The organism is Nonomuraea cavernae, assembly GCF_040655715.1.
In the GTDB taxonomy this organism is placed as follows: Bacteria; Actinomycetota; Actinomycetes; order Streptosporangiales; family Streptosporangiaceae; genus Nonomuraea; species Nonomuraea cavernae_A.
Map to the genome: position 1 here is coordinate 141113 of NZ_JBFAKL010000013.1, position 21111 is coordinate 162223.

Annotated in this window: 18 protein-coding genes; 5 read left to right on the forward strand and 13 right to left on the reverse strand. The window is 70.3% G+C overall.

All coding sequences use genetic code 11. The features are described 5' to 3' along the window. Nucleotides 1–50: 50 nt before the first annotated feature. Entirely contained in the window at nt 51–2243 is a 2193-nt protein-coding gene (locus AB0I38_RS20795) for a helicase-associated domain-containing protein (RefSeq protein WP_358470180.1), read from the forward strand. 208 nt (nt 2244–2451) lie between these two features. On the opposite strand, the gene AB0I38_RS20800 is transcribed toward AB0I38_RS20795, so the two are convergent. Next, a complete protein-coding gene (locus AB0I38_RS20800; protein ID WP_358470183.1) occupies nt 2452–3351 on the reverse strand; it encodes a hypothetical protein in 900 nt (299 codons plus the stop codon). 154 nt (nt 3352–3505) lie between these two features. Here AB0I38_RS20800 and AB0I38_RS20805 point away from each other — a divergent pair, with 154 nt between their 5' ends. Further along, complete coding sequence (locus tag AB0I38_RS20805; protein WP_358470186.1) at nt 3506–4192, forward strand: TetR/AcrR family transcriptional regulator; 687 nt, start codon at nt 3506–3508, stop codon at nt 4190–4192. A 32-nt stretch (nt 4193–4224) separates the two neighbouring features. On the opposite strand, the gene AB0I38_RS20810 is transcribed toward AB0I38_RS20805, so the two are convergent. Beyond that, nucleotides 4225–5922, reverse strand: a complete 1698-nt coding sequence (locus AB0I38_RS20810; protein WP_358470189.1) for an FAD-dependent monooxygenase — start codon at nt 5920–5922, stop codon at nt 4225–4227. Between the two features lie 163 nt (nt 5923–6085). Here AB0I38_RS20810 and AB0I38_RS20815 point away from each other — a divergent pair, with 163 nt between their 5' ends. Further along, nucleotides 6086–7153 carry a hypothetical protein gene (locus tag AB0I38_RS20815; RefSeq protein WP_358470192.1) on the forward strand — a complete coding sequence of 356 codons (1068 nt, stop codon included), beginning with the start codon at nt 6086–6088 and terminating at the stop codon, nt 7151–7153. A gap of 182 nt (nt 7154–7335) precedes the next feature. Here the strand turns inward: AB0I38_RS20815 and AB0I38_RS20820 are convergent, their stop codons facing one another. The 5 genes from AB0I38_RS20820 to AB0I38_RS20840 all read right to left on the reverse strand — a co-directional run bounded on the left by AB0I38_RS20820 (nt 7336) and on the right by AB0I38_RS20840 (nt 12213). Then, entirely contained in the window at nt 7336–7989 is a 654-nt protein-coding gene (locus tag AB0I38_RS20820; RefSeq protein WP_358470195.1) for a response regulator transcription factor, read from the reverse strand. Next, nucleotides 7986–9302: a sensor histidine kinase gene (locus AB0I38_RS20825; RefSeq protein WP_358470198.1), complete on the reverse strand. Its 1317-nt coding sequence runs from the start codon at nt 9300–9302 to the stop codon at nt 7986–7988. The genes AB0I38_RS20820 and AB0I38_RS20825 overlap by 4 nt, the downstream gene beginning before the upstream one ends. 49 nt (nt 9303–9351) lie before the next feature. After that, entirely contained in the window at nt 9352–10578 is a 1227-nt protein-coding gene (locus AB0I38_RS20830) for an acyltransferase family protein (RefSeq protein WP_358470201.1), read from the reverse strand. Next, nucleotides 10571–11527, reverse strand: a complete 957-nt coding sequence (locus tag AB0I38_RS20835; protein ID WP_358470204.1) for an alpha/beta hydrolase — start codon at nt 11525–11527, stop codon at nt 10571–10573. Before AB0I38_RS20835 ends, AB0I38_RS20830 begins: the two co-directional genes overlap by 8 nt. Nucleotides 11528–11739: 212 nt before the next feature. After that, the gene (locus AB0I38_RS20840) at nt 11740–12213 is read right to left on the reverse strand and encodes a cupin domain-containing protein (protein ID WP_358470207.1); all 474 of its coding nucleotides are present in this window, start codon (nt 12211–12213) and stop codon (nt 11740–11742) included. A gap of 169 nt (nt 12214–12382) precedes the next feature. On the opposite strand from AB0I38_RS20840, the gene AB0I38_RS20845 reads away from it, so the two are divergent. Beyond that, nucleotides 12383–12952 carry a TetR/AcrR family transcriptional regulator gene (locus AB0I38_RS20845; RefSeq protein ID WP_358470210.1) on the forward strand — a complete coding sequence of 190 codons (570 nt, stop codon included), beginning with the start codon at nt 12383–12385 and terminating at the stop codon, nt 12950–12952. A 114-nt stretch (nt 12953–13066) separates the two neighbouring features. Here the strand turns inward: AB0I38_RS20845 and AB0I38_RS20850 are convergent, their stop codons facing one another. Beyond that, entirely contained in the window at nt 13067–14488 is a 1422-nt protein-coding gene (locus AB0I38_RS20850; RefSeq protein ID WP_358470213.1) for a hypothetical protein, read from the reverse strand. A 140-nt stretch (nt 14489–14628) separates the two neighbouring features. Between AB0I38_RS20850 and AB0I38_RS20855 the strand changes: the two genes are divergently transcribed. Next, nucleotides 14629–15345: a PIG-L deacetylase family protein gene (locus AB0I38_RS20855; RefSeq protein ID WP_358470216.1), complete on the forward strand. Its 717-nt coding sequence runs from the start codon at nt 14629–14631 to the stop codon at nt 15343–15345. Between the two features lie 65 nt (nt 15346–15410). Here the strand turns inward: AB0I38_RS20855 and AB0I38_RS20860 are convergent, their stop codons facing one another. The 5 genes from AB0I38_RS20860 to AB0I38_RS20880 all read right to left on the reverse strand — a co-directional run bounded on the left by AB0I38_RS20860 (nt 15411) and on the right by AB0I38_RS20880 (nt 21070). After that, on the reverse strand, nt 15411–16085 hold the full coding sequence (locus AB0I38_RS20860; protein WP_358470219.1) for a Crp/Fnr family transcriptional regulator: 675 nt from the start codon (nt 16083–16085) through the stop codon (nt 15411–15413). Between the two features lie 123 nt (nt 16086–16208). After that, nucleotides 16209–17333 carry an alpha/beta fold hydrolase gene (locus AB0I38_RS20865; RefSeq protein ID WP_358470222.1) on the reverse strand — a complete coding sequence of 375 codons (1125 nt, stop codon included), beginning with the start codon at nt 17331–17333 and terminating at the stop codon, nt 16209–16211. A gap of 45 nt (nt 17334–17378) precedes the next feature. Beyond that, nucleotides 17379–18326: a chlorinating enzyme gene (locus AB0I38_RS20870; RefSeq protein WP_358470225.1), complete on the reverse strand. Its 948-nt coding sequence runs from the start codon at nt 18324–18326 to the stop codon at nt 17379–17381. 3 nt (nt 18327–18329) lie between these two features. Beyond that, on the reverse strand, nt 18330–20174 hold the full coding sequence (locus tag AB0I38_RS20875; RefSeq protein ID WP_358470228.1) for an amino acid adenylation domain-containing protein: 1845 nt from the start codon (nt 20172–20174) through the stop codon (nt 18330–18332). After that, nucleotides 20171–21070, reverse strand: coding sequence for a DUF6039 family protein (locus tag AB0I38_RS20880; RefSeq protein WP_358470230.1), 900 nt, complete (start codon nt 21068–21070; stop codon nt 20171–20173). Before AB0I38_RS20880 ends, AB0I38_RS20875 begins: the two co-directional genes overlap by 4 nt. Nucleotides 21071–21111: the final 41 nt, after the last annotated feature.

The window sequence follows — 21111 nt, forward strand, 5'->3', positions numbered from 1 at the left end:
CGCATCGTTCCGGCGAACGGAACTCGCCGCACCGCACTACCCTGGCGACCATGCCCAGCAACTCCCTGGTGGACTGGCTCGCCACGCGCAGCCCCGAGCAACTCGGGTTGATCGCCGACCGCGCCGCCCTGCGCCGTCACGGTCGCGAGCCATCGCTGCGCGACTACGCTCACCTGCTCAGCCAGGATCACGTGGCCGCCGAGCTGGTGAAATACTGCACGCTCCCGGACGTCCAGGTGCTGGGCGCCGTCTCCTGGCTGGCCGATCAGCGGCATGGCCCGTTCCCCGAAGACCGCTGGCGCTCCCCTGCCCCCGAGGAGCGCGCGGTCTCCCGGAGCGCGGTGCTGGACCTGCTGGCGGGTGACGACCCCGGCCTGCGGGCCGAGGCGGAGGCGACGCTGGACCGGCTGGCGGACCAGGCGCTCCTGCTGCCGCCGCACGGCGAGCAGGTCGTGGCGCACACCTACGTCCACCGCGCCATGGCGGGCGGCATGGCGCTGGGCCGGCCCGCGGGGCAGCTCATCTCCCGCCACTTCAACGCGCCCGAGGTGCACCGCGTGGCCGCCGCGCTGGGGCTGGAGAAGGCGGCGAACCGGTCGGCAGCCGAGCAGAACGTCGTGACCGTCCTCACCGATCCCGCGCGGCTGCGCGCGCTGCTCGACGGGGCGCCCGAGACGGCCTCGAAGCTGCTGGAGCTGCTCGCGCACGACGGCCCTCTGCTTGAGACCCGCTGCTTCCATCCCGCGGGCCCCTACGGCTACGGCTCCACCGGCAAGTACACCTTCTTTCCTGGCGGATCCGGTCATACCGGGGTCGACTGGCTGGCCGCCCGGGGCCTGCTCCTGCCGGCCGGTCTGCCCGGCGTGGCCGAGCTCCCGCTGGAGGTCGCCCTGGCAGTCCGGGGCGAGGTGCGGGCCACCTTCCATCCGCGGCCGCCCTCCCCTCCCGAGCTGCCGCCGGCCGAGCGGGCCGAGGCGGCCTCCCAGGGCGCCGTGGTCGCCGTGGCCTGGCAGCTCGAACGGCTCCTGGCCGCCTGCGCCGAGCAGCCGCTCGCCGTACGCAAGGCCGGCGGAATCGCGGTCCGCGACACGAAGCGGCTGGCCAAGCAGGTCGGCCAGCCGGAGGAGACCGTCCGCTTCCTGCTCGAACTGTGCGTCCGGGCCGATCTGCTGGGTCCGCTGGCCGAGCCGGCCGAACGCCCCGCCAACCGTCGCGCCAAGGCTCCCGACCCCACCTACGTGGTGCTGCCCACCACGCGCTACGACCGGTGGCTGCCGCGTCCTCCCGCCGAACGGCTGGTGCCGGTGCTCGCGGCCTGGGTCACCTGCCGCGACATCCCGCTGTGGTGGCCCGACCCCGACCAGACCCCGGTCGCCCTGACCGGGGCGGACGACCCCGACGCCGTCGGCCTCCGCTACGCCCTGCTTGAGGCGCTCGCCGCCGCTCCAGGCCGCCGCGCCGCCAGAGCTCCCGAATACCTCATGGCCGCCGCGACCTGGCACCGTCCCATGCGCGTCGCCGAGGGCCTGCCCGGAGCCGAGCGGATCGGTGCCACCATGCGCGAGGCCGGGCTCCTCGGCGTCGTCGCCGACGACACCCTGACCACACTCGGCCACGCCCTGCTCGGCCTGCTCCGCACCGGCCAGGCCTGGCGCGAGCCGGAGCCGGTCCTCACCCCCGTGCTCACCGGCCTGCTGCCGCCACCGCAGACCACCGCCCGCTTCCAGACCGACCTGACCGCCGTGGTGAGCGGCACTCCGGAGGCGAGCCTGGCCGCCCTGCTCAACGCGGTGGGCGCGCGTGAGTCCGAAGGTCACGCGGTGGTGTGGCGGATCACCCCCGCCTCCGTACGGCACGCGCTCGACGCCGGTCACGAGGCCGAGGAGCTGGTCAGACGGTTGCGAGCCGTGGCCCAGGGCGACCTTCCGCAGCCGCTGGAGTACCTGATCAAGGACGTCGGCCGGACCCACGGCCGGATGCGGGTGGTTCGCTCCGGTTGCTGTGTGCGTTCCGAGGACGAGGCCCTCCTCGCAGAGCTCGCCGGCGCCAAGGCGCTGCGCAAACTCGGCCTGCGCCTGATCGCGCCGACCGTACTGATCAGCGCGAGCTCCGAGCGGGAGACGATGGACGCCCTGCGGGCCGCCGGTTACGCCCCGGCCCTGGAGGCCGAGACCGGCGTCACGCTGGTCGAGCAGCCCGCCGCCCGCCGCGCGAAACCCTCCCGCCAGACCTCGCGCCTCTGATCGGCCTCCCCCGGACCGCGCGACGCGGCGTCACACCTTGGCGTTCCCGACCAAGAACGGCTCGACGGGCGCTCCATTCGTCAGCGGCCGCCGGCAGCGCGGCCCAAGAAGCACGACGGCCGCGACCCCGAGCAGGTCTGCGCGCCCGAACTGCCCGCCCCGGGCGGGTCGCCGAGGCCGACGCCTCAGTCAGCCGATTGTGGGCGGGTCACTTGGTCCAGATGGCGGCGTAGCGGCCCATTTCGGCGTTGATGTGGATGGGGTAGAAACCCTTGGCCTTGAGTTCGTCGAACCGGCCCTGGTAGCCGGCGGCGGTCATGCCGATGTAGGAGTGCCAGGCGCCAGGCTTGTCGTCGCGCCAGACGGTGGTGTAGCGGCCGGTGGCGCTCACCGTGATGCTGGTGGGGCGGAAGCCCAGCGCCACGTACTTCCTGAACTCGGCTTCGTGCCGCTCCTGGCTCAGACTGACCCTGACATGCCAGCTCACCTGGCCGGGGTTGGCCGACCACACCGCGACATAGCGTGTGGCGGAGGCGGTGCCGTAGGTGTCGACCGACGTCAGCATCAGGCCGTCCTGGCGGGCGGTGCCGGACATCCGGAGGAGCTCGGCGGGCTTGATGCCGTGCTTGGCCACGAACCGGGAACCGGGGTTCTTGAGGAAGATGGCGGCGAAGCGAGCACCGTCGCCGGAGCCGGTGGCGCTGACCACGGCCGGCTGGTACCCCTGAGCCGCGAGCTGGTCGAAGCGCCGCTGATAACCGTCTGCGGACATGTCCTGATACATCGCCCACGGCAGGTCACCACCCATGGCACGACCCGACACTGACCACATCCCGGCATACCGGGTACGACCCGAGAAGTCGGTGGACACGCTGACCGTGATGGGCCGGTAGCCCTGGCCACGCAGGGTGTTGAACCGCTCGGTCTGCTGGGCGGGGGTCAGGTTGTGGTACGCGACGAACTGCGGCGCCGTCCGGGCAAGCGCGTTCTGGGCCTGAACGACCCCGGTGGACGTCGCCTGCGCGACCGCCGCCGACGGCATGGCGACGGTCAGCGTGAGTGCACCCATGGTCGCGGCCATGGCCAAGAACCCGCGGTTCCCTTTCACAGAACGGTCCTTTCGCTGAAAGCGGCGGTCGGGTCGGCACGGCGAGAACCAGGGACACCGCACACCCCTCCCACGGCGAGACTATTTTCATTAGATCCACACTTTTTCATTAGAGGTATCTCTAGTCAATACACTTCTGAAATCATGGCTGGCGATGACTGAGCAGAAGAAGCGACGCCCCTACGCCAGCGCGCTGCGCCATGAGCAGGCCCAGGCCACGCGGCAGAAGATCGCGGCGGCGGCGCGGGAATTGATGATCAGGAAGGGCTACGCCGACACCACCATGGCCGAGGTGGCACGTGAGGCCGGCGTGGCCGTTCAGACGCTGTACACGTCCTGCCCCGGCGGCAAACCCGCACTGGCCAAGCTCGTCTACGACATCACCCTGGCCGGAGACTCCCGGGCCCTGCCACAGAGCGGCCGCCCGGAGGTCCGGGCGATCATCGAGGAGCCGGACCCCGTGCGCAAGCTGGCCCTGCACGCCGCCATGGCCACCGCGATCCTCCGGCGCATCCAGCCGGTGCACCGCCTCCTCCGCGCGGCGGCCGCCGCGTCGCCCACCGACGCGGGACTCCAGGACGTACTGGCCGGCATCGAACGCGAAAGGCTGATGGGAGGCCGCGGACCAGCCGAACATCTACACGCTCTCGGAGCGTTGCGCCCGGACCTTCCGCCGGCCAGAGCGGCTGAGCAGATCTATGTCCTCACCTCGACGGAGAACTTCGAGAAGCTCACCGAAGTGTGCGGATGGAGCGAAGGCGAGTACGAGGAGTGGCTCGCCGCGATGCTCACGGCGGCCCTCCTCGAACACCATCACCCTGAGCAGGCTCACGGACGATGAGACCGGGCCCCTGCTCCCAGGCGTTCACGGTCTCATGCCGGCTCCACCGAGACGGTCGCCGGACGGCCGAGGATCTGCCTGATCACTCCGCCGAGAACGGTGTCGGGGTCGGGGTCGGCGGCGGGTGAGCGCCAGGCGACGTAGCCGTCGGGACGCACCAGGACGGCTCCGGTCGGCTCGATGCCGTAGAGGGTGGTGAACGCGTCGCCGTCGTCCTCGATCCCCGGGCCGCCGATGGCGAACGCGGCCAGCGGGACACCGTGCCGTTCGGCGGCGAGCGCGGCGCCGCGCTGCCAGGCGTCGCCTTCGCGGGTGGTCAGGAGGGTGAACCGGGGCCCGAACAGGTCCAGGGTGGACAGCCTGCCGTCGCCGCGTCCGAGCCAGAGGTGAGGGGCACGACAGCCGGGGGTGGCGCTCTGCCGGTAGTCGGCGTAGGCGTCGTCGACCGCCGGGGGGACGGTGCCGTCCGGAACGACGGCGCCGGAGGTGTAGCGGGTGCCGAACTCGACGCCGAGGTGGTTGCCGTACCGGTGGGTGGCGCGGATGGCGTCCTCGGGGCTGAGCTGCTGGTCGAGGCCGTACAGGATGGCGACGGAGATCTGCAGGACGTTGTGGAAGTTGGCCAGCGACTGCTCGGCGGTGGTCTTGGCGGGCGGGCGGCGTTCGGCGTCGTAGGTGTCCAGCAGCGACCAGTCCGCGCTCCCCCGCGCGCAGAGGGCCAGCTTCCACATCGCGTTGTGCATGCCCTGCAGGCCGGTGTTGACGCCGAGACCGCCGGTGGGCGGAAACTGGTGGGCGGCGTCGCCGCACAGGACGATCCGGCCCGCGACGAGCCGGTCGGCGACGGTGGCGTTCATCCTCCACCGCCCGACGGTGCGCACCTCGACCTCCAGGTCCTCGATCCCCGAACCGGCGCGGATCCACCGCGCGCACCACTCGGGGGTATGGATGCCGGCCTCCCACTCCTCACGTTGCACCGGGATCTGGCAGAGCCAGCGGCCCCGGGCGTCGAGCGGCTGGAACACCCCGGCGGCCTCGGATCCGCCGACGTAGAGCAGCACGCCGGTCCGGTCGCCGAGATAGGGCTCCAGGTCGGCGCGGAAGTAGCAGTTGACGAAGTGGCTGACCGCCTGGGCGCCGTCCAGGGCGATCCCGAGTTGCTGCCGGACGAGGCTGTCCACGCCGTCCGCGGCGACCAGGGCGCTGCCCGAGATCGTGTAGGGGGTGCCCGACCGCGGGTCGAGCACCTCCAGGGAGGCCTCGGTGTCCTCGGGCAGCCACCCCGTCAGCACCCGCGTGACCTCGTGGCCGAAGCGCAGGTCGACGAGCCCGGTGGCGGCGGCCGCGTCCCAGAGGATCTTCTCGATGAGGTCCTGGGACGACATCACCGGCAGGGCGGGACTGATCTCCGGTCCCGGACCGAGGAATCCCAGGGTCTCGATCTGCCCGGTCTGCGTACCGGTGAGGGTGTCGAAGAACCGGATGGGGCTCTTCCAGCCGGGCGGGGTGTCGATGCCGCGCAGCCGCTGGTGGACGGCGTGTCCCCAGCCGCGCGCGATCTCCATCGTCCGGGTGTTGAAGTTGCGGGTCTTGGGGTGCCAGGACGTCTGCGCGCGCTGCTCCAGCACGACAGACGGCACACCGAAGCGGGCCAGTTCGAGGGCCGCGGCGAGACCGACGGGACCGCCTCCCACCACGAGGACGGGAGGCGTCCTTGAGATCTGGATCACAGGCGAATAGTAACGGTACTGCCACTACTGTCCGCGTTTCTCCGACAAGACGGGTTTGCTCATAGCGGTCCAGCGGCGCCTGCCGCCGAGCCCAGGCCCGGCCCCTTCGCTTGACCTGTGCGAACGCGCTTCCAGCGCAGCTTGTCACATTTGATGGTCAATATTGTCACCTGCACCAGTTCGAGAAGATCGCTACTCTGCGACAATGCTCACTTATCGATCGCATGGCGCGCTGGCGCTCGTGGCGGCTGCCGCACTCGTCACCACCACGACCACACCCTCGATCGCGCAGGCGCACGAAGCGCCTGCGACCGCGGCGGATCGAGTGCTGCGGGTCTACAACAACAACATCGAGAACCTGGTGAGAAACAACGCCGACGGCTCGTGCACCCGGATCTCAGGCCCGGACCACCTCACGTCGATGCTGGTGGACGACAACGGTAAGACGGGCACCTCCGGTGTGCAGGCTCCCGATCTGCTGATCGTGCAACAGGTGCGCGGCACCGGACAGACCACGGCCTACGCCGACCAGCTCTCGGCCAAGTTCGGATATCCGGCGGGCACCTACAAGGCGATCGTGGTCTGGGACGACCCCGAGGTGTGGGGCAGCTCGCACAAGTGCAGTCAGCAAGCGCTCGGCGACCTGAAGAAGAAGCAGACCAACGCGATCATCTACAACACCAGAACGCTGAGCCTGGCGTCGGGCGACATCTCGAAATACTGGAGCGCGGGCTGGTTAAAGCCCGGAACACCGTACAACGGCGGAGCCGGGTGCACGCTGTACAAGCCGCCGAACAACGACAGTGGCACCACCAACGCGCACAAGTGGAAGCGCACGAGCGCCATCGCGGCGAGATTCACGATCAAGGCGACGGGGACCACGGTCTTCGCCGCGACCATGCACCTCCCCGAACAGAACGGCGCGAACGCCTGCGCGGGCGCGGGCACCAAGGGCATCGCCGACTCCGGCATCCATCTCGGCGCGGACGCCACGAGCCTGATGAACGCGTCCACGATCCGGGTGATCGGGATCGACGCGAATCGCGCGAACATCGCCTCCTCAACGCTCGGCGGCTTCGGCATGACCGGCTACGGAGCGAAAGCGACCTCCGGTTCCAGAAAGATCGACTACCTGTTCATCAGGGGCGCCGTGCAGCCGTCGAGCATCGACCACACGGTGAGCGGCACGAAGTCGAACCATCTGGCGCTGTACGGATTCATCAAATACTGAACTCACACCCCCTCAAGCTCACGCGCCGGCACAGGTTCTGGGACGAGGAGCCGGCCCTCCCACTTGGCAAGCAGTCGTACGCCATCGCGGGCGGTGAACCAGTACCTGGCGGAGGGGCGGTCGTCGCCGTTGATCGACACCATGCGCGTCCCTGAGGCATGGGGAGCTTCGTCGTCGTTCGGCTAGTAGCCCGACGGGCGCACCAGCCCCGTCTCGTAGGCGAAGACCGCCGCCTGGGTGCGGTCGCGCAGCCCGAGCTTGACCAGAATCCTGCTCACGTGGGTCTTGACGGTCTGCTCGGCGATCTCCACGTTCGACAGGCCCTGCGCGATCAGCGACAGCACCTCGGTCTCGCGTTCGGTCAGGTCGCCCACGCGTTCCTTCAGCGGGGTGCGCGCGGCGCCGGTCACCCGGCAGAACTCGGCGATCAGGCGCTTGGTGACGTTCGGCGCGAGCAGGGCGTCCCCGGCCGCCACCACCCGCACCGCGTGGGCCAGCTCGGCCGCCGACGCGTCCTTGAGCAGGAAGCCTGACGCGCCCGCGCGCAGTGCCTCGTAGACGTAATCGTCGAGGTCGAAGGTGGTCAGGACCAGGACCTTCACGGTCGTGTGCGGCCGCCCGGCGATGCGGCGGGTCGCCTCGATACCGCCCAGCTCGGGCATCCGCACGTCCATCAGCACGACGTCGGGGTCCAGCTCGGCGACCTTCGCGACGGCGTCGAGGCCGTTCACGGCCTGGCCGACGACTTCTATGCCGGGCTCGGCGTTGAGCAGCACGGTGAAGCCCTGACGGACCATGATCTGGTCGTCGGCTATGAGCACGCGGATGCTCGTCATGGAGTCGCCTCGATGCCTTTCTCTGACTCGACGGGCAGGAACACGCTCACCTCGTAGCCGCCGTCCGGCGTGGGGCCCGTGACGAGGTCGCCGCCCAGCATGGCCGCGCGCTCGCGCATCCCCAGCAGCCCGTGCCCCGGGCCAGGGGAGGACGGTGCCGGTGCGGCGGGCGCACCGTTGACGACGCGGATCGTCAGGGCGTCGGAGTGGTAGCGCAGCTGGACCGACACAGGCGCGCCAGGCGCGTGCCGCATGGCGTTGCTGAGCGCCTCCTGCACGATCCTGAACGCCGACAACTCCACCCCGGGCGGCAGCGGGCGCGGCTCCCCCACGGTCTCGGCGGTGAGCGCGACGCCCGCGCCGCGGACGTTCGCGAGCAGTTCGTCGAGCCGGTCGAGTGTGGGCTGCGGAGCGTCCTCAGGTGTGTCCTGCGCGCGCAGTAGGCCCAGGACTCGGCGCAGCTCGGTCAGCGCCTCGACGGCGTTCTCGCGAATGCCCGCGAGGTTCTCCTTCAGCTCGTCGGACGGATTCGCCACCAGGTGCGGCGCCACCTGCGCCTGGATGGAGATCACCGACATGTGGTGCGCGACCACGTCGTGCAGTTCGCGGGCGATCCTGGCGCGCTCCTCCAGCAGCGTGCTGCGGGCCCGCTCCTCGGCCGTCAACTCTTCCTGGGCCTCCAGCCGGGTACGGGTCGTCCTGAGCGCGCGCACCCCGGCCCCGATCATGACCGCGACCGCTTCGACCACCACGGCCAGCAGCACCTCGCCGCCCCCGTTGCCCTCGGGCACGAACACCACGCACCCTGCTCCCACCAGCGTGGTGATCGCCAGCGCCGAGGCCGCCACGCGGGGGCGCACCCGCAGAGCCAGCAGGAGCAGCACACCGGCCTGCAGGGCGATGCCCGAGCCCGTCCACGGGAAGGCCAGCGCGTCGCCATGCAGGAGCCTCGGGAGAACCGGTCCCCTGGGCGTCCCCGTCTCCACCATCCAGGGGAAGCTCAGGCTCTGCGAAAGGTAGGTCATCCCCGTCCTGGCGCCGATCACCGTGACAGCGATCGACGCCCACCAGGCGGGCAGCGGGCGCGACATCGCGATCACCAGGATCGACGCCTGGATCATGGCGAGCAGCGGGACCGTCGAATCCGCGCCCTCTCCGCCGGAAAACAGGCCCATGACCAACGCGTACAGGATGACCAGGACATGCGGGAGCCGGGACAGCCGGCGCGGCCTCGCCATGCGGGGCAACGGGTCGGCGGCGGTCGTCCACAGGTCCGCGCGCAAGGTGCCGAAGGCTCTTCGCAGCCTGCTCATCAGCCCTCGCCCCACGTCCCCTATGCCCCCTTTATCGGGGTGTTCCAGCTTAGCGACGCGCCGCGACCGGCTTCGAGTGCGACCGTCCTCGCTCCCAACCGTGGAACACCGCGCAGCACGCCAGCAGCGCCACCGCGAACAGCGGCAGCCAGGCCACCCGGGCGAGGACCCAGCCCGGGTCGTCGGGAGCGGTGCGCAGGCCGGGCAGCGTCCCGTCCCCGAGTACGCCGGCCCACAGCATCGCGCTCTCGACGAGCAAGCCGGCGGAGGTGACCGCGATCATCGCGGTCTGGTGCCACAGGAAGATCGTCATCGCGGCGAGGTTCGACAGCGCCACCGCGGCCCAGGCCGCCGGGCGGCGCAGCAGCCGCCTCAGCGGACCGAGCAGCAGCAGGGCCGCACCGCTCTGGGCGAGCCCGAAGGTGACGGCGGCCAGGGAGGGCGGGTCCAGGTTGGACAGCGACGCCCCCGGCACACCGACCATGGCGGCGGGGTAACCGCCCCAGGTGACGAGCGCGGCGGTGACGACCGCACCCCCGAGCAGCAGTGCCCACCCGGTCACGCGCCCTCGCAGCCGGCCTCGCGCCCAGGCCGCCCCAAGGCAGTACGGCACCAGCCACCCGGCCGCGACGTTGAGCCACCAGCCCATGCCCTCTCCGAGGCCGGCCGCCGCGTCCACGAGCCCGCCCAGCAAACCCGCGTCCTCCGCGAGGGCGCTGACCGGGACGACGCCGAACCTGGTCAGATCAACACACGCGACCACAGCGAGCGGCCACACCGGGTGCAGTCTCGACACCAGCGGGGTCGCCGCGGTCAGCGCCACGAAGACCAGCAGGAACCACATCGGGGACAGCACGAGCTTGACCAACGCCTGTACGCTCTCCAGCCTGACCCCGGCGGCCAGCATCGCGACGGCCGCCATGCCCCACACCACCGCCACGGCCGCCGCCGGCCGGAACAGCCGGGCCGTCCGCCCCGCGAGCCACCGCCCGTACGGCACGCCTTCCGCCCGGGCGCGCAGGTGGCTCCGCGTCCCCACCATCCCGCCCACCAGGAAGAAGACCGCGAGAGTCTGGAACACCCAGGAAACCGGGGCGAGCTGCGGCAGGTACCGCAGCGGGCTGGCGACCCGCACCGTCCCGCTGTCCACGACCAGCGCGGTCACCAGCCAATGCCCGGCCACCACGCCCAGGATGGCCAGCGCGCGCAGAGCGTCCACGGCGCGGTCGCGATCGGGCGGCGTCTCGGCGTCGAGCCGCGCGACCAGGTCACGCATCGCCGTCGGCCCGTCCGGACACGATCCGCGCGATGCTCGCCAGCGCCGTGGATCCGGCCGTCAGGTAGTCGCTGTGCCCGCCACCGCCCGCCGCGAAGATCCTGGCGCCGAACCCGGGCGAGACCGGGTCACCGCCCAGCCCCACCGTGACGAACGGCAACTCGACCGACAGGTGCGGCAGCCCGCCGACCCAATCCCCGGCCGTGCGTCCAGCCCACACCACGGCCGGGGTGCGCAGCGCGGCGGCGTCGGCCACGCCAGCGCCGGGGCTGCCGAACAGGACGATGTCGGCGACGTCCAGCCCCGGCGCGGCCCGGCCGCACACCACGGAGCCGTAGGAGTGGCACAGGAGCGAGACCCGTGCGCCCGGCCTGGCCGCGCGCAGCTCCCCCATGAAGGCACGCAGGCCGGGGGCGGCCCCGTCGGCGCGGCCGGGGGTCAGCGCGTGGAGGCTCACACTGCTCGGCGTGGCATACCCGAGCCAGGCGATCACGGCCGACCGGTCGCCGAGCGCGTCCTGGAGCCTCATCGAGCCACCGCGCACCAGCCCGTACTTGTCCAGGTCGACGCCGGCTCCCGGAACCAGCACGGCGATCCGCTCCGCGCTGGACAACTCGCCGAAGACCTCCACGGCCCGGCCGCCGTCACGACCGTCGAAGGACAGGAAGCGCCGCGCGGGATCAGCCATCTCGCGCAACCTTGAGGCACGCCAGTGGTGGCCGTGCCGGGCCGCCGTCCGGCCGGCCGCCAGGATCTCCGCGCGGCCGGCCGCGTACCGCTCGGCGAGTGCGGCCGGGGTCGCGCCGGCCAGCGGGGTCGTGGGGGCGGGAATGGGTGCCGGTACATCCCCTGGCCGGGTCACGCCCGTCATCGGCCCCGCCACCAAGGCGGCGACGAGCGTCGCGGGCAGGAGGCGGCGCAGGCAGCTGCCCTGCGGGCGGGTCGCCATGGGCGATGGTCCCTTCGTGCCGGAGATCGTGCTCGGGCTCGAAGGTATGGATCACCGCTTGTAGTCGGCCTCCCGCTGGAGAGTGCACATTTCGCGTAGCTCTGACGTATTACGGGATGCAGACGGGGCCCGCATGCGGCGCGGGCGGTCCGGTCAGAGGGCCGGCGCGTCGGTCAGCCGATCGCGGGCGTATCACTTGGTAATCGGTTGAATCAGTTCCGCCCATGCCGGACCGGCTGGGAGGTGGTGCCCGGCGGTGGACCGATGATCCGGTAACCGTGGCGGGCGGCCACCTCGATCAGCAGGCCGGGGTCGGTGTCATGGGCGGCGACGTCGGCGGCGAAGCGCTCGAATCCGGCCGGCCAGGTCAGCTGGAGCAGGCGCAGCGGAGAGCCCTGGGCGTTGGCGAAGGCGTGGGGCACGTGGCGGGGCAGCAGGACGAAGGCGCCGGCCCCTGCCTGCCACGTCTCCTCGCCGCAGTACACCTGGATCGTTCCCGACAGTACGTAGAACGCCTCGTCGTCGTGCTGGTGCACATGCCAGGGAGTGGCGAAACCCGGCGGGCACTCCTGCTCGATCAGGGTCAGCGCCTCGCCGGTCTCTGATCCCCCAGCCTTCACGGTCATCGTGGTGCCGAGGAACGGCTGGGTGGCGCCGGCACCGGCGGGCAGGTGGAGCGCGCTCATGGCCGCCTCCACTGGGTGTAAGCCGGAGCTCGATGCCGTCGAGGCCGGTGGACCATCATGACTCACCTCTTGCAGTAAACTCTAAAGTAACACTCTAAAGTGGTACTCTAAATCAATGGAAGACGTCAAGAGTCCGAAGCGGCGCTCGGCACAGACCAGAAGCCGCATCGTGAACGCCGCGCATGGACTGTTCGTCGTGCGGGGCTACACCGGCACGACCTTCCAGCTGGTCGCCGACGCGGCCGAGGTGTCGGTGCAAACGGTCTACTTCCACTACGGGACCAAGAGCCAGCTGCTCAAGCACGTGGTCGACGTCGCGTCCGCCGGAGACGACGAGCCCGTGCCACTCCTGCGACGGCCCTGGTTCGCCGCGTTGCGGGCGGCACAGGACCCGAGGGAGGTCGTACGAGGATGGGTGCACCACAGCGGGGTCATCCTCGACCGGGTCGCCCCCGTCCTCGCGGTGGTCCGCGACGCCGCGGCCGGCGACCCCGACATGGCCGCCCAGTGGGCCGCCAACTGCGAGCAGCGGCACGCCGCCCACGGAGAGGTCATCGCCATCCTGACCCGCCTGCGGGCCCTGCGGCCCGGCCTGACCAAGCGCCGGGCCACGGACATCACCGTCGGGATACTGTCACCGGATCTGTTTCTGGTGATGACGCGCGAATGCGCTTGGACCACGGCACAGTGGGAGGACTTGGCCGCCGATCAGCTCTCCCATGGCCTGCTGTCCCTCTGACGGTCAGGGTGCGCCACGCGCCGGCCCTGAGCCGGCTCCCGCAGCCGGCAGGCGCACCGTCCAGGACGTTGTCACACATCGGCGCGCTGTCTTGTCCGAGCTCGTGCGGCCGGATCATTCCACCGCGCCGGATTGGGTGACGATGTTCTGATACCAGGCGGCGTACGGATGGTTGGTCGCCGGATAGTTGGCCAGCGGGTCGGTCGCCTGGCTCGCCGAGTCGAAGTCCCAGCCCCGCACGAGCCGTCCTGCCCGCCGTGCCTCGGTGATGAACGACGACTCTCCGGCCTTCGCGGCGTAGAACAGCGCGCCCTGCCGGAGCTCGGCGCTGTCGCCCTGCTGGAACTCGTCGAAAGCGACCTGCCGGTAGCGGATACGGTCGCCCGCGAACGCGTCGGTGTCCACGCGCAGGGTCTGGGACGGGGTCGGGCCGTCGGCGCCGGTCCATACGTGCACGCTCGACGTGCCGCTGGCCGAGGTGGCCTTGTCGTAGCGGGCGTCGCCGGTGGTGGCGTTGCCGCTCCACGAGACGGTCTTCGCGCCGCCGTCGAGCGTACCGGCCCACTGCCAGTTCTGGCTGTTGCTCTGGCTGCGGTGGATCTCGCGGAGCCGGGTGCCCGCCGCGTCGGTGAACCTGATCGTCGGCAGGACGCCGCGGTCGTACTGGCGGCTGGACCCCCAGGCGATCTCTCCGTCGGCGCCGAGGTGGCCCACGCGGTACCACAGCGTGGTGTTGTTCTGGGACTGGTGGACCTCGACCAGGTCACCGTTGTCGTTCAGTGCGACGGCCGGCGTCACGCCGCTGTCGTACCTGCCGTGGCGTAGCCAGGTCACCCGGCCGTCGGCACCGTACCTGCCGGTCCAGTACCACAGGGCCCCCGAGCCCGAGTCGTGCACCTCCACGACCTGGCCCCGCCCGTTGATCGCGACAGCCGGGTTGGCGCCGATGTCGCGCTTGTACTGGGTGCGGGTCTCGTCGTGACCGGAGATGAGAGCGAGCACCCGGCCGCGTAACGCGTCCACCGTCCGCGAACCGGCCGGATAGTCCTCGGCCCAGTACAGCCGCGAGCCGAAGACGGAGACGAGCTCCTCATTGAGCGCGGCCAGGTTGCCCGCGGCGTAGGAGGTGTTGTCGGTCAGGTCGTCCTTGATGTCGAGCGCGACGACGATCGGTGCGGCGCTGGGATGGCCCGTGGACCAGGCGTTGATCGCGTTGAGCCAGTCACGCAGGAGGTTCGACGCGGGGTTTCCCGTGTGGTCGACCTGGTCGCCGGGAGAGTCGTGGCCGATCGAGTAGTCGCGTGAGGTGCCGTACCCGTTGTCGTGGATGTCGAGTTCGAGGAAGCGAACGCCCTGGTCGAGCTGGTAGGCGATCGACCCCTTGGCGCCTGCGACGTTGCCCGAATAGCTGTTGTGCGTGGCGCGGAAGATCGCCGCGGGTAACGGCGGATCGTCCAGCGCCTCGGCGGATCCGCTGATCAGCAGGACGGACGCGGCGGCGGCGAGCACGGACAGGAGAACTCTCGAACGGGGCATCCTGTGATCCTCATGTCGCGGAATGTCCCCTCAAGACAATACGATCACCTGCCTTCAGCCAACCCCTTCACATTCGTCAGGGGTTGTACGAGGGCGGACCGGCAGGTTTAGCGATCTCCGTGTATGTCAGGGGAAATGGCATGACGGATGACTTACAGCCCATGCCCGATGACTGGACCAGAGCCCTGGCCGTCGTGGCCCATCCCGACGACATGGAGTTCGGCAGCGCCGGCGCCGTGGCCGCCTGGACCGCGGCCGGCAAGGAGGTCGGCTATCTCCTGCTGACCCGCGGGGAGGCGGGCATCGACTCGATGCCTCCGGAGCAGGCGCGGAAGGCGCGGGAGGAGGAGCAGCGCGCCAGCGCCGCCATCGTCGGCGTCTCGTCGGTCGAGTTCCTCGACCATCCGGACGGCGGGATCGAGCGCTCGCCTCAGCTCCGGCACGACCTGGTGGCCGCGCTCCGCCGTCACCGGCCCGAGCTGGTGATCACCTTCAACCACCACGACTTCACCTTCACCGGGAAGTGGAACAGCCCCGATCACCGCAACACCGGGCGGGCCGTGCTGGACGCGGTCCTCGACGCGGGCAACCGGTGGATCCTGCCCGACGCCGGCGCCGAGCCGTGGGGCGGTGTCACGTACGTGGCGATCGCCGGCTCCGTCCAGCCGACGCACGCGGTGGACGTGACCGGGTATCTGGACGCGGCGCTGGCCTCGGTCGAGGCGCACGCCGCGTACCTGGCCGCGCTGGGCGTGCCCCCGGGTGGTGCGCGGGCGCCGCTCGAAGGCTTCGTGAACGCCGCCGGACAGCGATTCGGCGGGCGTCCGGCGGTTCCCTTCGAGCTCATCACCTGCTGAGCCTGATCACCTGCTGAGCGATTGAACGGCGACCGGCCTGCGACGGCCGGTCCAGCCGTCCCCGATCAGTTGACCTCGTCGACGTATTCGGCCAGGCGTTCCTCGTTCACGACGAGGAACGGGTCCGAGGTCGGCAGCACCAGACCGGCGTCCTTGAATCGCTTCAGAAAGAAGCCGACACGGGATCTGGTGGTGCCGACCATGCCGGACAGTTCTTCCTGGGTGATGCGTTCTTCAATGGCGCGCACATTCGGCGCGCGACGTTTTCCGATTTTGCGGGATAAACGTAATAAGACGGAGGCGAGACGCTGCTCGCTGTCCATTGTCACCATCGTCGCGATGACTTCCTGCTGCTCCCGCAGCCGCATTGCGAGATAGTCGATGAACCCGTCCATGAGCTCGTTGTCGGCCACCGCTGCGCGGAAGCGGACCGCCGGGATGCGGCGGACCCAGGTGGTCCGCATGGCGGTCGCCGTCTCGCTGCGCTCGGCCCCGAGCAGCGAGGACTCGCCGAAGATGTCGCCGGCCGTATAGATCGACAGCAGGCACTCCTTGCCGCAGCGGGCATACATCTGCGTTTTGATCTGCCCGCTTTCGATCACGTAGATATTGCTGTCGCGCTGCCCGCAGTTGTAGATGTTGGTGCGCTTCGGCACCCTGACCGAACATGCTCCTGACGCATCGTGCGCGATGAAGGACCGGAGGCCGTCCTTCAGCTGCGCGACATCCGACGACTTCATTGACTCGCCCCTCACATGTATTGCCATGAACACCCTAGCCCTACCCATCGAGCGACCGACTAACAGAATTTACGGAATTTCCAGACTCGATGAGAAAATAGGCCGAGGGGCGGATTCAGGATATTATCGGCCCGCCGCGGAATCGATGAAGTCGCGGGCCATGTTCATCAATTCCAGATCTCCCTTGAAGAGGGAGATGTGATCGCCGTGCGGTCTGATGTGCAGCATGGCGCCGGGCAGCGATCCCGCGACCGTCTTCGACCCCTCCGGATGCGCCGTCTCGTCGTCCCGGCTGGTGACCACGAGCGCGGGCCGGTCGATGCCGGCCAGCCAGGGGCTCACGTCGGTCTTCATGATCTCCCCGTTCAACCGGCAGTAGCGATGCAGGAGATCGGCCGTCGCGTACGGATAGACCACCAGGTGCGCCAGGTCCGGCGGCACCGAGGAGAGCATCGTCTGACAGAGCACGGGGTGAATGGCGGCGGCCCGGTCAGGGCCGGTCGCGCCCATCTCCATGAGCGCCACCAGGTTCTGCTGGTGATGGGTTCGCTCGGCCCCCGCGACGGCGGCGAAGTCGCCGTGCCAGAGGCTGAGCGACTGCACACGGGTGGTGTCGCGGTGCGCCGCGGCCAGGCCGATGACGGCTCCGCCGCACAGGCACATCAGGTGCGCGCGCCGCACGCCGAAGTGGTCCATGACCGCGAAGAGGTCGCCGGCCTGCGCCGTCACCCCGGCGTCCGGGCAACCGCCCGCGCCGGGGCCGAAGAGGCCGCGGGTCTCCCACGTGATCACGTAATGGGTCCGGGACAGGAAGCGCATCCATCGCTCGCACAGCCGGGCCGGCATGCCGCAGGCGGCCACGAGCACGACGGCCGGGGCCGCCGGGTCGCCGGCCGCGTAGGCGGGCAACGGCACGCCCCCGTCCGCCGGTTTGACCTCGTCGCGAACGCACAGCCCCTCGAAGCCGTCCTTCGCCGCGTCGTCCACGACCTCGTCGACGACGCCGGGCGGCAGCTCCTCCCCCATGCCCTCGCGCAGCGCGAGATGGTCACTGACCAGGCGTTCGAAGGTGCCGAGCGAGTCAGGGTCGTCGAGTGCGAACTCCGGTGCGCCCAGCCGTCGGGTCACACGGCCCACAAGGGAGGCGAGGCCGGGCGGGCCGGCCAGGCGCACCGGATGCCGCAGGACGTCCACCAGCGGCCGCGCGTCCTGCACGGCCCGCGTCAGACGTCTGAGTTCGGTGGTCACGGGTCGATCACCGCGTTCCGTGGGTTGCGAGCTGTCACGATGGCCTCACCGCGTGGTGAAGGCGTGCCCGGTGGTGGTGGCGGTCGCGATCCGGTTGCGCGGGTTGTCGTTCTGCCCGGCCACCAGGACCGCGCCGTACCTCTCCAGACTGACCCGGCCGCCGTACTCCTCGATCTCGTCCGTGCCGGGGTAGACGTTCACCTTGGTCGGCACGTAGCGCGAGGCGAAGCCGAGGCGCATCTCCTCGGTCCGGCCGTTGTGCGGCAGCGAGGCGTGCATGAGCGTCGACCAGAACAGGATGGCCTCGCCCGGCCTCATGACCATGGGAACCGCCTTCGACTCGTCGGGCTTCCACCCGGGGTCGATCTGCAGGTCGCGGTAGTCGTAGCCGAAGAAGCCGCGCCGGACGCCCTCCTTGTCCTCCTGGTTGATCTTGTTGGGGTCGTAGTGCATGCGCTTGGTCTCGTCGTAGAACATCGTCTCGTGCGTGCCGGGGATGAACTGCAGGCATCCGGTGTCCTCGTTCGCCTCGGTGAAGGCGGTCCAGACGGTGATGGTGCCGCCGAACTCCTCCGCCTCCGGCCAGACGATCTGCGGCGTGCCCGAGGCGTTGGCGAAGGTGTCCGCCTGGTGCCAGTCGGTGCCCTCGTCGCCGGGATACTTGGGGAAGAACTCCGTGCGCCAGCAGAGCACGTCCGGGCCGAGCACGCTGGCCACCCGGTCCACGATCTGCGGCCGGCTGATGTGGTCGGCGAGGAAGGCCGAGTCCAGGTGCCGGTCGTAGTTGGAGATGTTGGTGTTGCCCGACGAGGCGGCCTCGTCCTGGTAGACGGCGTCACTGCGGTCCATGAGACGCATCCGCTCGCGCCGCCAGTTCTGGCGCATCTCGTCGATCTCGTAGACCTTGAACGGCCCGAAATAGCCCTGAGTGTGGAAGCTCTTCAGCTCCTCGGGGCTCATCGAGTACTCGCCGCGCAATGTGGTCTCTCGCATGGTCTATCCCCTTACGGTCAGTTGTTCCTCGACGCAGGAGGCCAGGCAGGCGACCGACGCCTCCTCCTCCAGCTCACGTCCCGTCAGCTCCAGCCCGAAGCGCTCGTTCACCTGGGCGATGATGCGGGTCATCGCCAGCGAGGTGGCGCCCAGGTCGAACAGGTCCACCCGAGGTGGCACCTCGTCTCGTTCGAGCACGTCCTCGGCGATGCGCTGCACGACCTTGGCGGCCGACGATGCCTGCGCGGACCTGGCCAGAGCGGCACGGTCCGCCTTTCCCTGAGGCGTCATGGGGATCTCCGACACGATGTGGTAGGTGGACGGGCGGGCGTGCGCCGGAAGCCGGTCCGCGGCCCGCTCGGTGAGTTGCTCGATCAGGTCCGGGCCGGGGTCGCCGTCCGCGACGACGAAAGCCAGCAGCCGGACGTCGCCCTCTCCGTAGTCGCGGTGGGCCACCACCGCGTGGGCGACCCGCGGGTGGCCCAGGAGGCACAGCTCGATCTCCCGGGGCTCCAGGCGGAACCCGCGGACCTTGATCTGGTCGTCGGACCGCCCCAGGTAGGCGTACTCGCCACCGGGCAGCCGGGTCACGACGTCGCCCGAGTCGTAGCGGCGCCCGCCGTCCGGCAGGACCGCGAAGCGCTCGGCGGTCAGCTCGGGCCGGTCGAGGTAGCCGCGGGCCAGCCCGGGGCCGGAGACGTGCAGGTTCCCGGTCGTGGCCGGGCGTCCGTGCTCGTCGAGCACGTCCACCCGGAGGTCCGGGATGGGCACGCCGATCGGGCTCAGCTCCGGGTGGCCGAGGTCGGCCGCGCGGACGCGGCGGTAGGTCACGTGGACGGTGGTCTCGGTGATGCCGTACATGTTGACGAGCCGCGGGCGGTCGTCGCCGTAGCGGGCGATCCACGGTTCGAGCAGCTCCATGTCCAGCCGCTCGCCGCCGAAGACGACCTGACGCAGGCGGTACGGCGCGGGCCGCTCCTGCCGGGCGTCGGCGGCCACCAGGTGCCGGAAGGCGGAGGGCGTCTGGTTCAGCACGGTGACGCCCTCGTCCAGCAGCAGGCGGCGCACCGCCTCCGGCGACCTGGCCACCTCGGCCGGAACGATCACCAGCCGGCCGCCGTACAACAGCGCGCCCCAGAGCTCCCACACCGAGAAGTCGAAGCTGACGGAGTGGAAGAGGGTCCAGACGTCGCCGTCGCCGAAGCCGAACCAGTGCTCGGTCCGCTCGAAGAGGCGCACGACGTTGCGGTGCTCGACCAGCACGCCCTTGGGCGCGCCGGTCGAGCCCGAGGTGTAGATGACGTAGGCCAGGTCCTCGTCGGAGGCCGTGGCCGCCGGGCGGCCGTCGGACGGCTCGGCGTCGGCTTCGGCTTGGGCTTCGGCTTGGGCTTCGGCTTGGGCTTCGGCTTCGGCTTCGGCTTCGGCTTCGGCTTCGGCTTCGGCTTCGGCTTCGGCTTCGGCTTCGGCTTCGGCGAGCACGGTCTCGGCCGGCAGTGTGCCGTCGAGCCGGGTGGCCACGTCCGACGTCGTCACGACCGTGCGGACGCCGCTGTCGTCCAGCAGGTAGGCGATCCGCTCGGCCGGGTAGGCGGGGTCGATCGGCACATAGGCGCCGCCCGCCTTGAGTATCGCGAGCAGCCCCGCCACCAGGTCGATGCCGCGGTCCGCGCAGAGCCCCACCAGCACGCCGGGACCGGCGCCCGCGGCCTGCAACCGGCAGGCGAGCCGGTCGGCCCGGGCGTCCAGGTCACCGTAGGAGATCTCCTCGGCGCCGCAGGTCACGGCGGTCCGCTCGGGGGCCTTCGCGGCCCGCTCGGCGAAGATCTCGTGCAGGCAGCGGCCGGTCATGTCGCGTACATCCCCCAGTGGTGCGGGGTGAGGCCGGTGTCGGCCATGCTGCCGGGCGTGAACATCCTGGCCCAGGTGCCGCCGCCGCGCTCGGGCGCGATGCGCTCCTGGAAATACAGATCCCGCACCTTCTCGTCCTTCACGTGCAGCGCCAGCACCTTGTAGTAGGTGCTCAGCGACTTCATGTGGATGAGCCAGTGGATGCGGTCGGCCGCGCCGAAGGCCTCCTCGTAGACGAAGACCGTCGCCTCGCCGGGCAGGTTCTCGTTGATGGACTCGGCGGCCTCCCGGGCGAACGTGCGTCCCTCGGACCGGAAGTCGTAGTCGAGCTGGGCGGTCCGGTGCAACAGGAGGCCGCAGTTGCCCGAGTGGACGAGTCGCTCGTAGGGCTGCGGCACCTGCTCGCGGGCGCCGGGCAGCCCGGTGATCTCGCCCTGCTGCTGGTAGACCGCGGACTGCTTCTCGCGCTCGCCGTCGACCTTGGTGCCGTACATGCCCCAGAACTGCGGCAGCAGCACCGTCTCCTGCATGCTGCCGTCGACGAACATCTCGTCCCAGCCGCCGTCCGCGGTGTTGTCGCGGTACTCGTCGTCGGAGGTGCCCATGTGCACCATCTGTTCGTACGCGTGCAGCGAGCTGAGGTGGATGAGCCAGTGCAGCCGGTCCTTGGTCCCGAACGTCTCCTCGTACAGGAAGACGCTGGCGACTCCCACCTGCTTGGCGGTCACCATCTCCGCCATCATGCGGGCGAACTTGCGCCCCTTGGCGTGGAAGCCGTTCTTGACCTGGGCGGTCCGCTCGACGATCACGCCCGCGGTGGCCGAGTTGATCAGATCGCCCGCGGGCACCGAGGTCTGGTGCTCGGCGGGCGGGATGACGGGATTCGGGTTGGTCATCGCTTCACTCCGTCTGTCGGACTTGTTCGTCACGCTAATCA

Bases quoted from the DNA above. Each gene is read 5' to 3' on its own strand.
- AB0I38_RS20795 (WP_358470180.1), top strand. From the start codon at position 51: ATGCCCAGCAACTCCCTGGTGGACTGGCTCGCCACGCGCAGCCCCGAG.
- AB0I38_RS20805 (WP_358470186.1), top strand. From the start codon at position 3,506: ATGACTGAGCAGAAGAAGCGACGCCCCTACGCCAGCGCGCTGCGCCAT.
- AB0I38_RS20820 (WP_358470195.1), bottom strand. From the start codon at position 7,989: ATGACGAGCATCCGCGTGCTCATAGCCGACGACCAGATCATGGTCCGT.
- AB0I38_RS20825 (WP_358470198.1), bottom strand. From the start codon at position 9,302: ATGAGCAGGCTGCGAAGAGCCTTCGGCACCTTGCGCGCGGACCTGTGG.
- AB0I38_RS20830 (WP_358470201.1), bottom strand. From the start codon at position 10,578: ATGCGTGACCTGGTCGCGCGGCTCGACGCCGAGACGCCGCCCGATCGC.
- AB0I38_RS20835 (WP_358470204.1), bottom strand. From the start codon at position 11,527: ATGGCGACCCGCCCGCAGGGCAGCTGCCTGCGCCGCCTCCTGCCCGCG.
- AB0I38_RS20840 (WP_358470207.1), bottom strand. From the start codon at position 12,213: ATGAGCGCGCTCCACCTGCCCGCCGGTGCCGGCGCCACCCAGCCGTTC.
- AB0I38_RS20850 (WP_358470213.1), bottom strand. From the start codon at position 14,488: ATGCCCCGTTCGAGAGTTCTCCTGTCCGTGCTCGCCGCCGCCGCGTCC.
- AB0I38_RS20855 (WP_358470216.1), top strand. From the start codon at position 14,629: ATGACGGATGACTTACAGCCCATGCCCGATGACTGGACCAGAGCCCTG.
- AB0I38_RS20860 (WP_358470219.1), bottom strand. From the start codon at position 16,085: ATGAAGTCGTCGGATGTCGCGCAGCTGAAGGACGGCCTCCGGTCCTTC.
- AB0I38_RS20870 (WP_358470225.1), bottom strand. From the start codon at position 18,326: ATGCGAGAGACCACATTGCGCGGCGAGTACTCGATGAGCCCCGAGGAG.
- AB0I38_RS20875 (WP_358470228.1), bottom strand. From the start codon at position 20,174: ATGACCGGCCGCTGCCTGCACGAGATCTTCGCCGAGCGGGCCGCGAAG.
- AB0I38_RS20880 (WP_358470230.1), bottom strand. From the start codon at position 21,070: ATGACCAACCCGAATCCCGTCATCCCGCCCGCCGAGCACCAGACCTCG.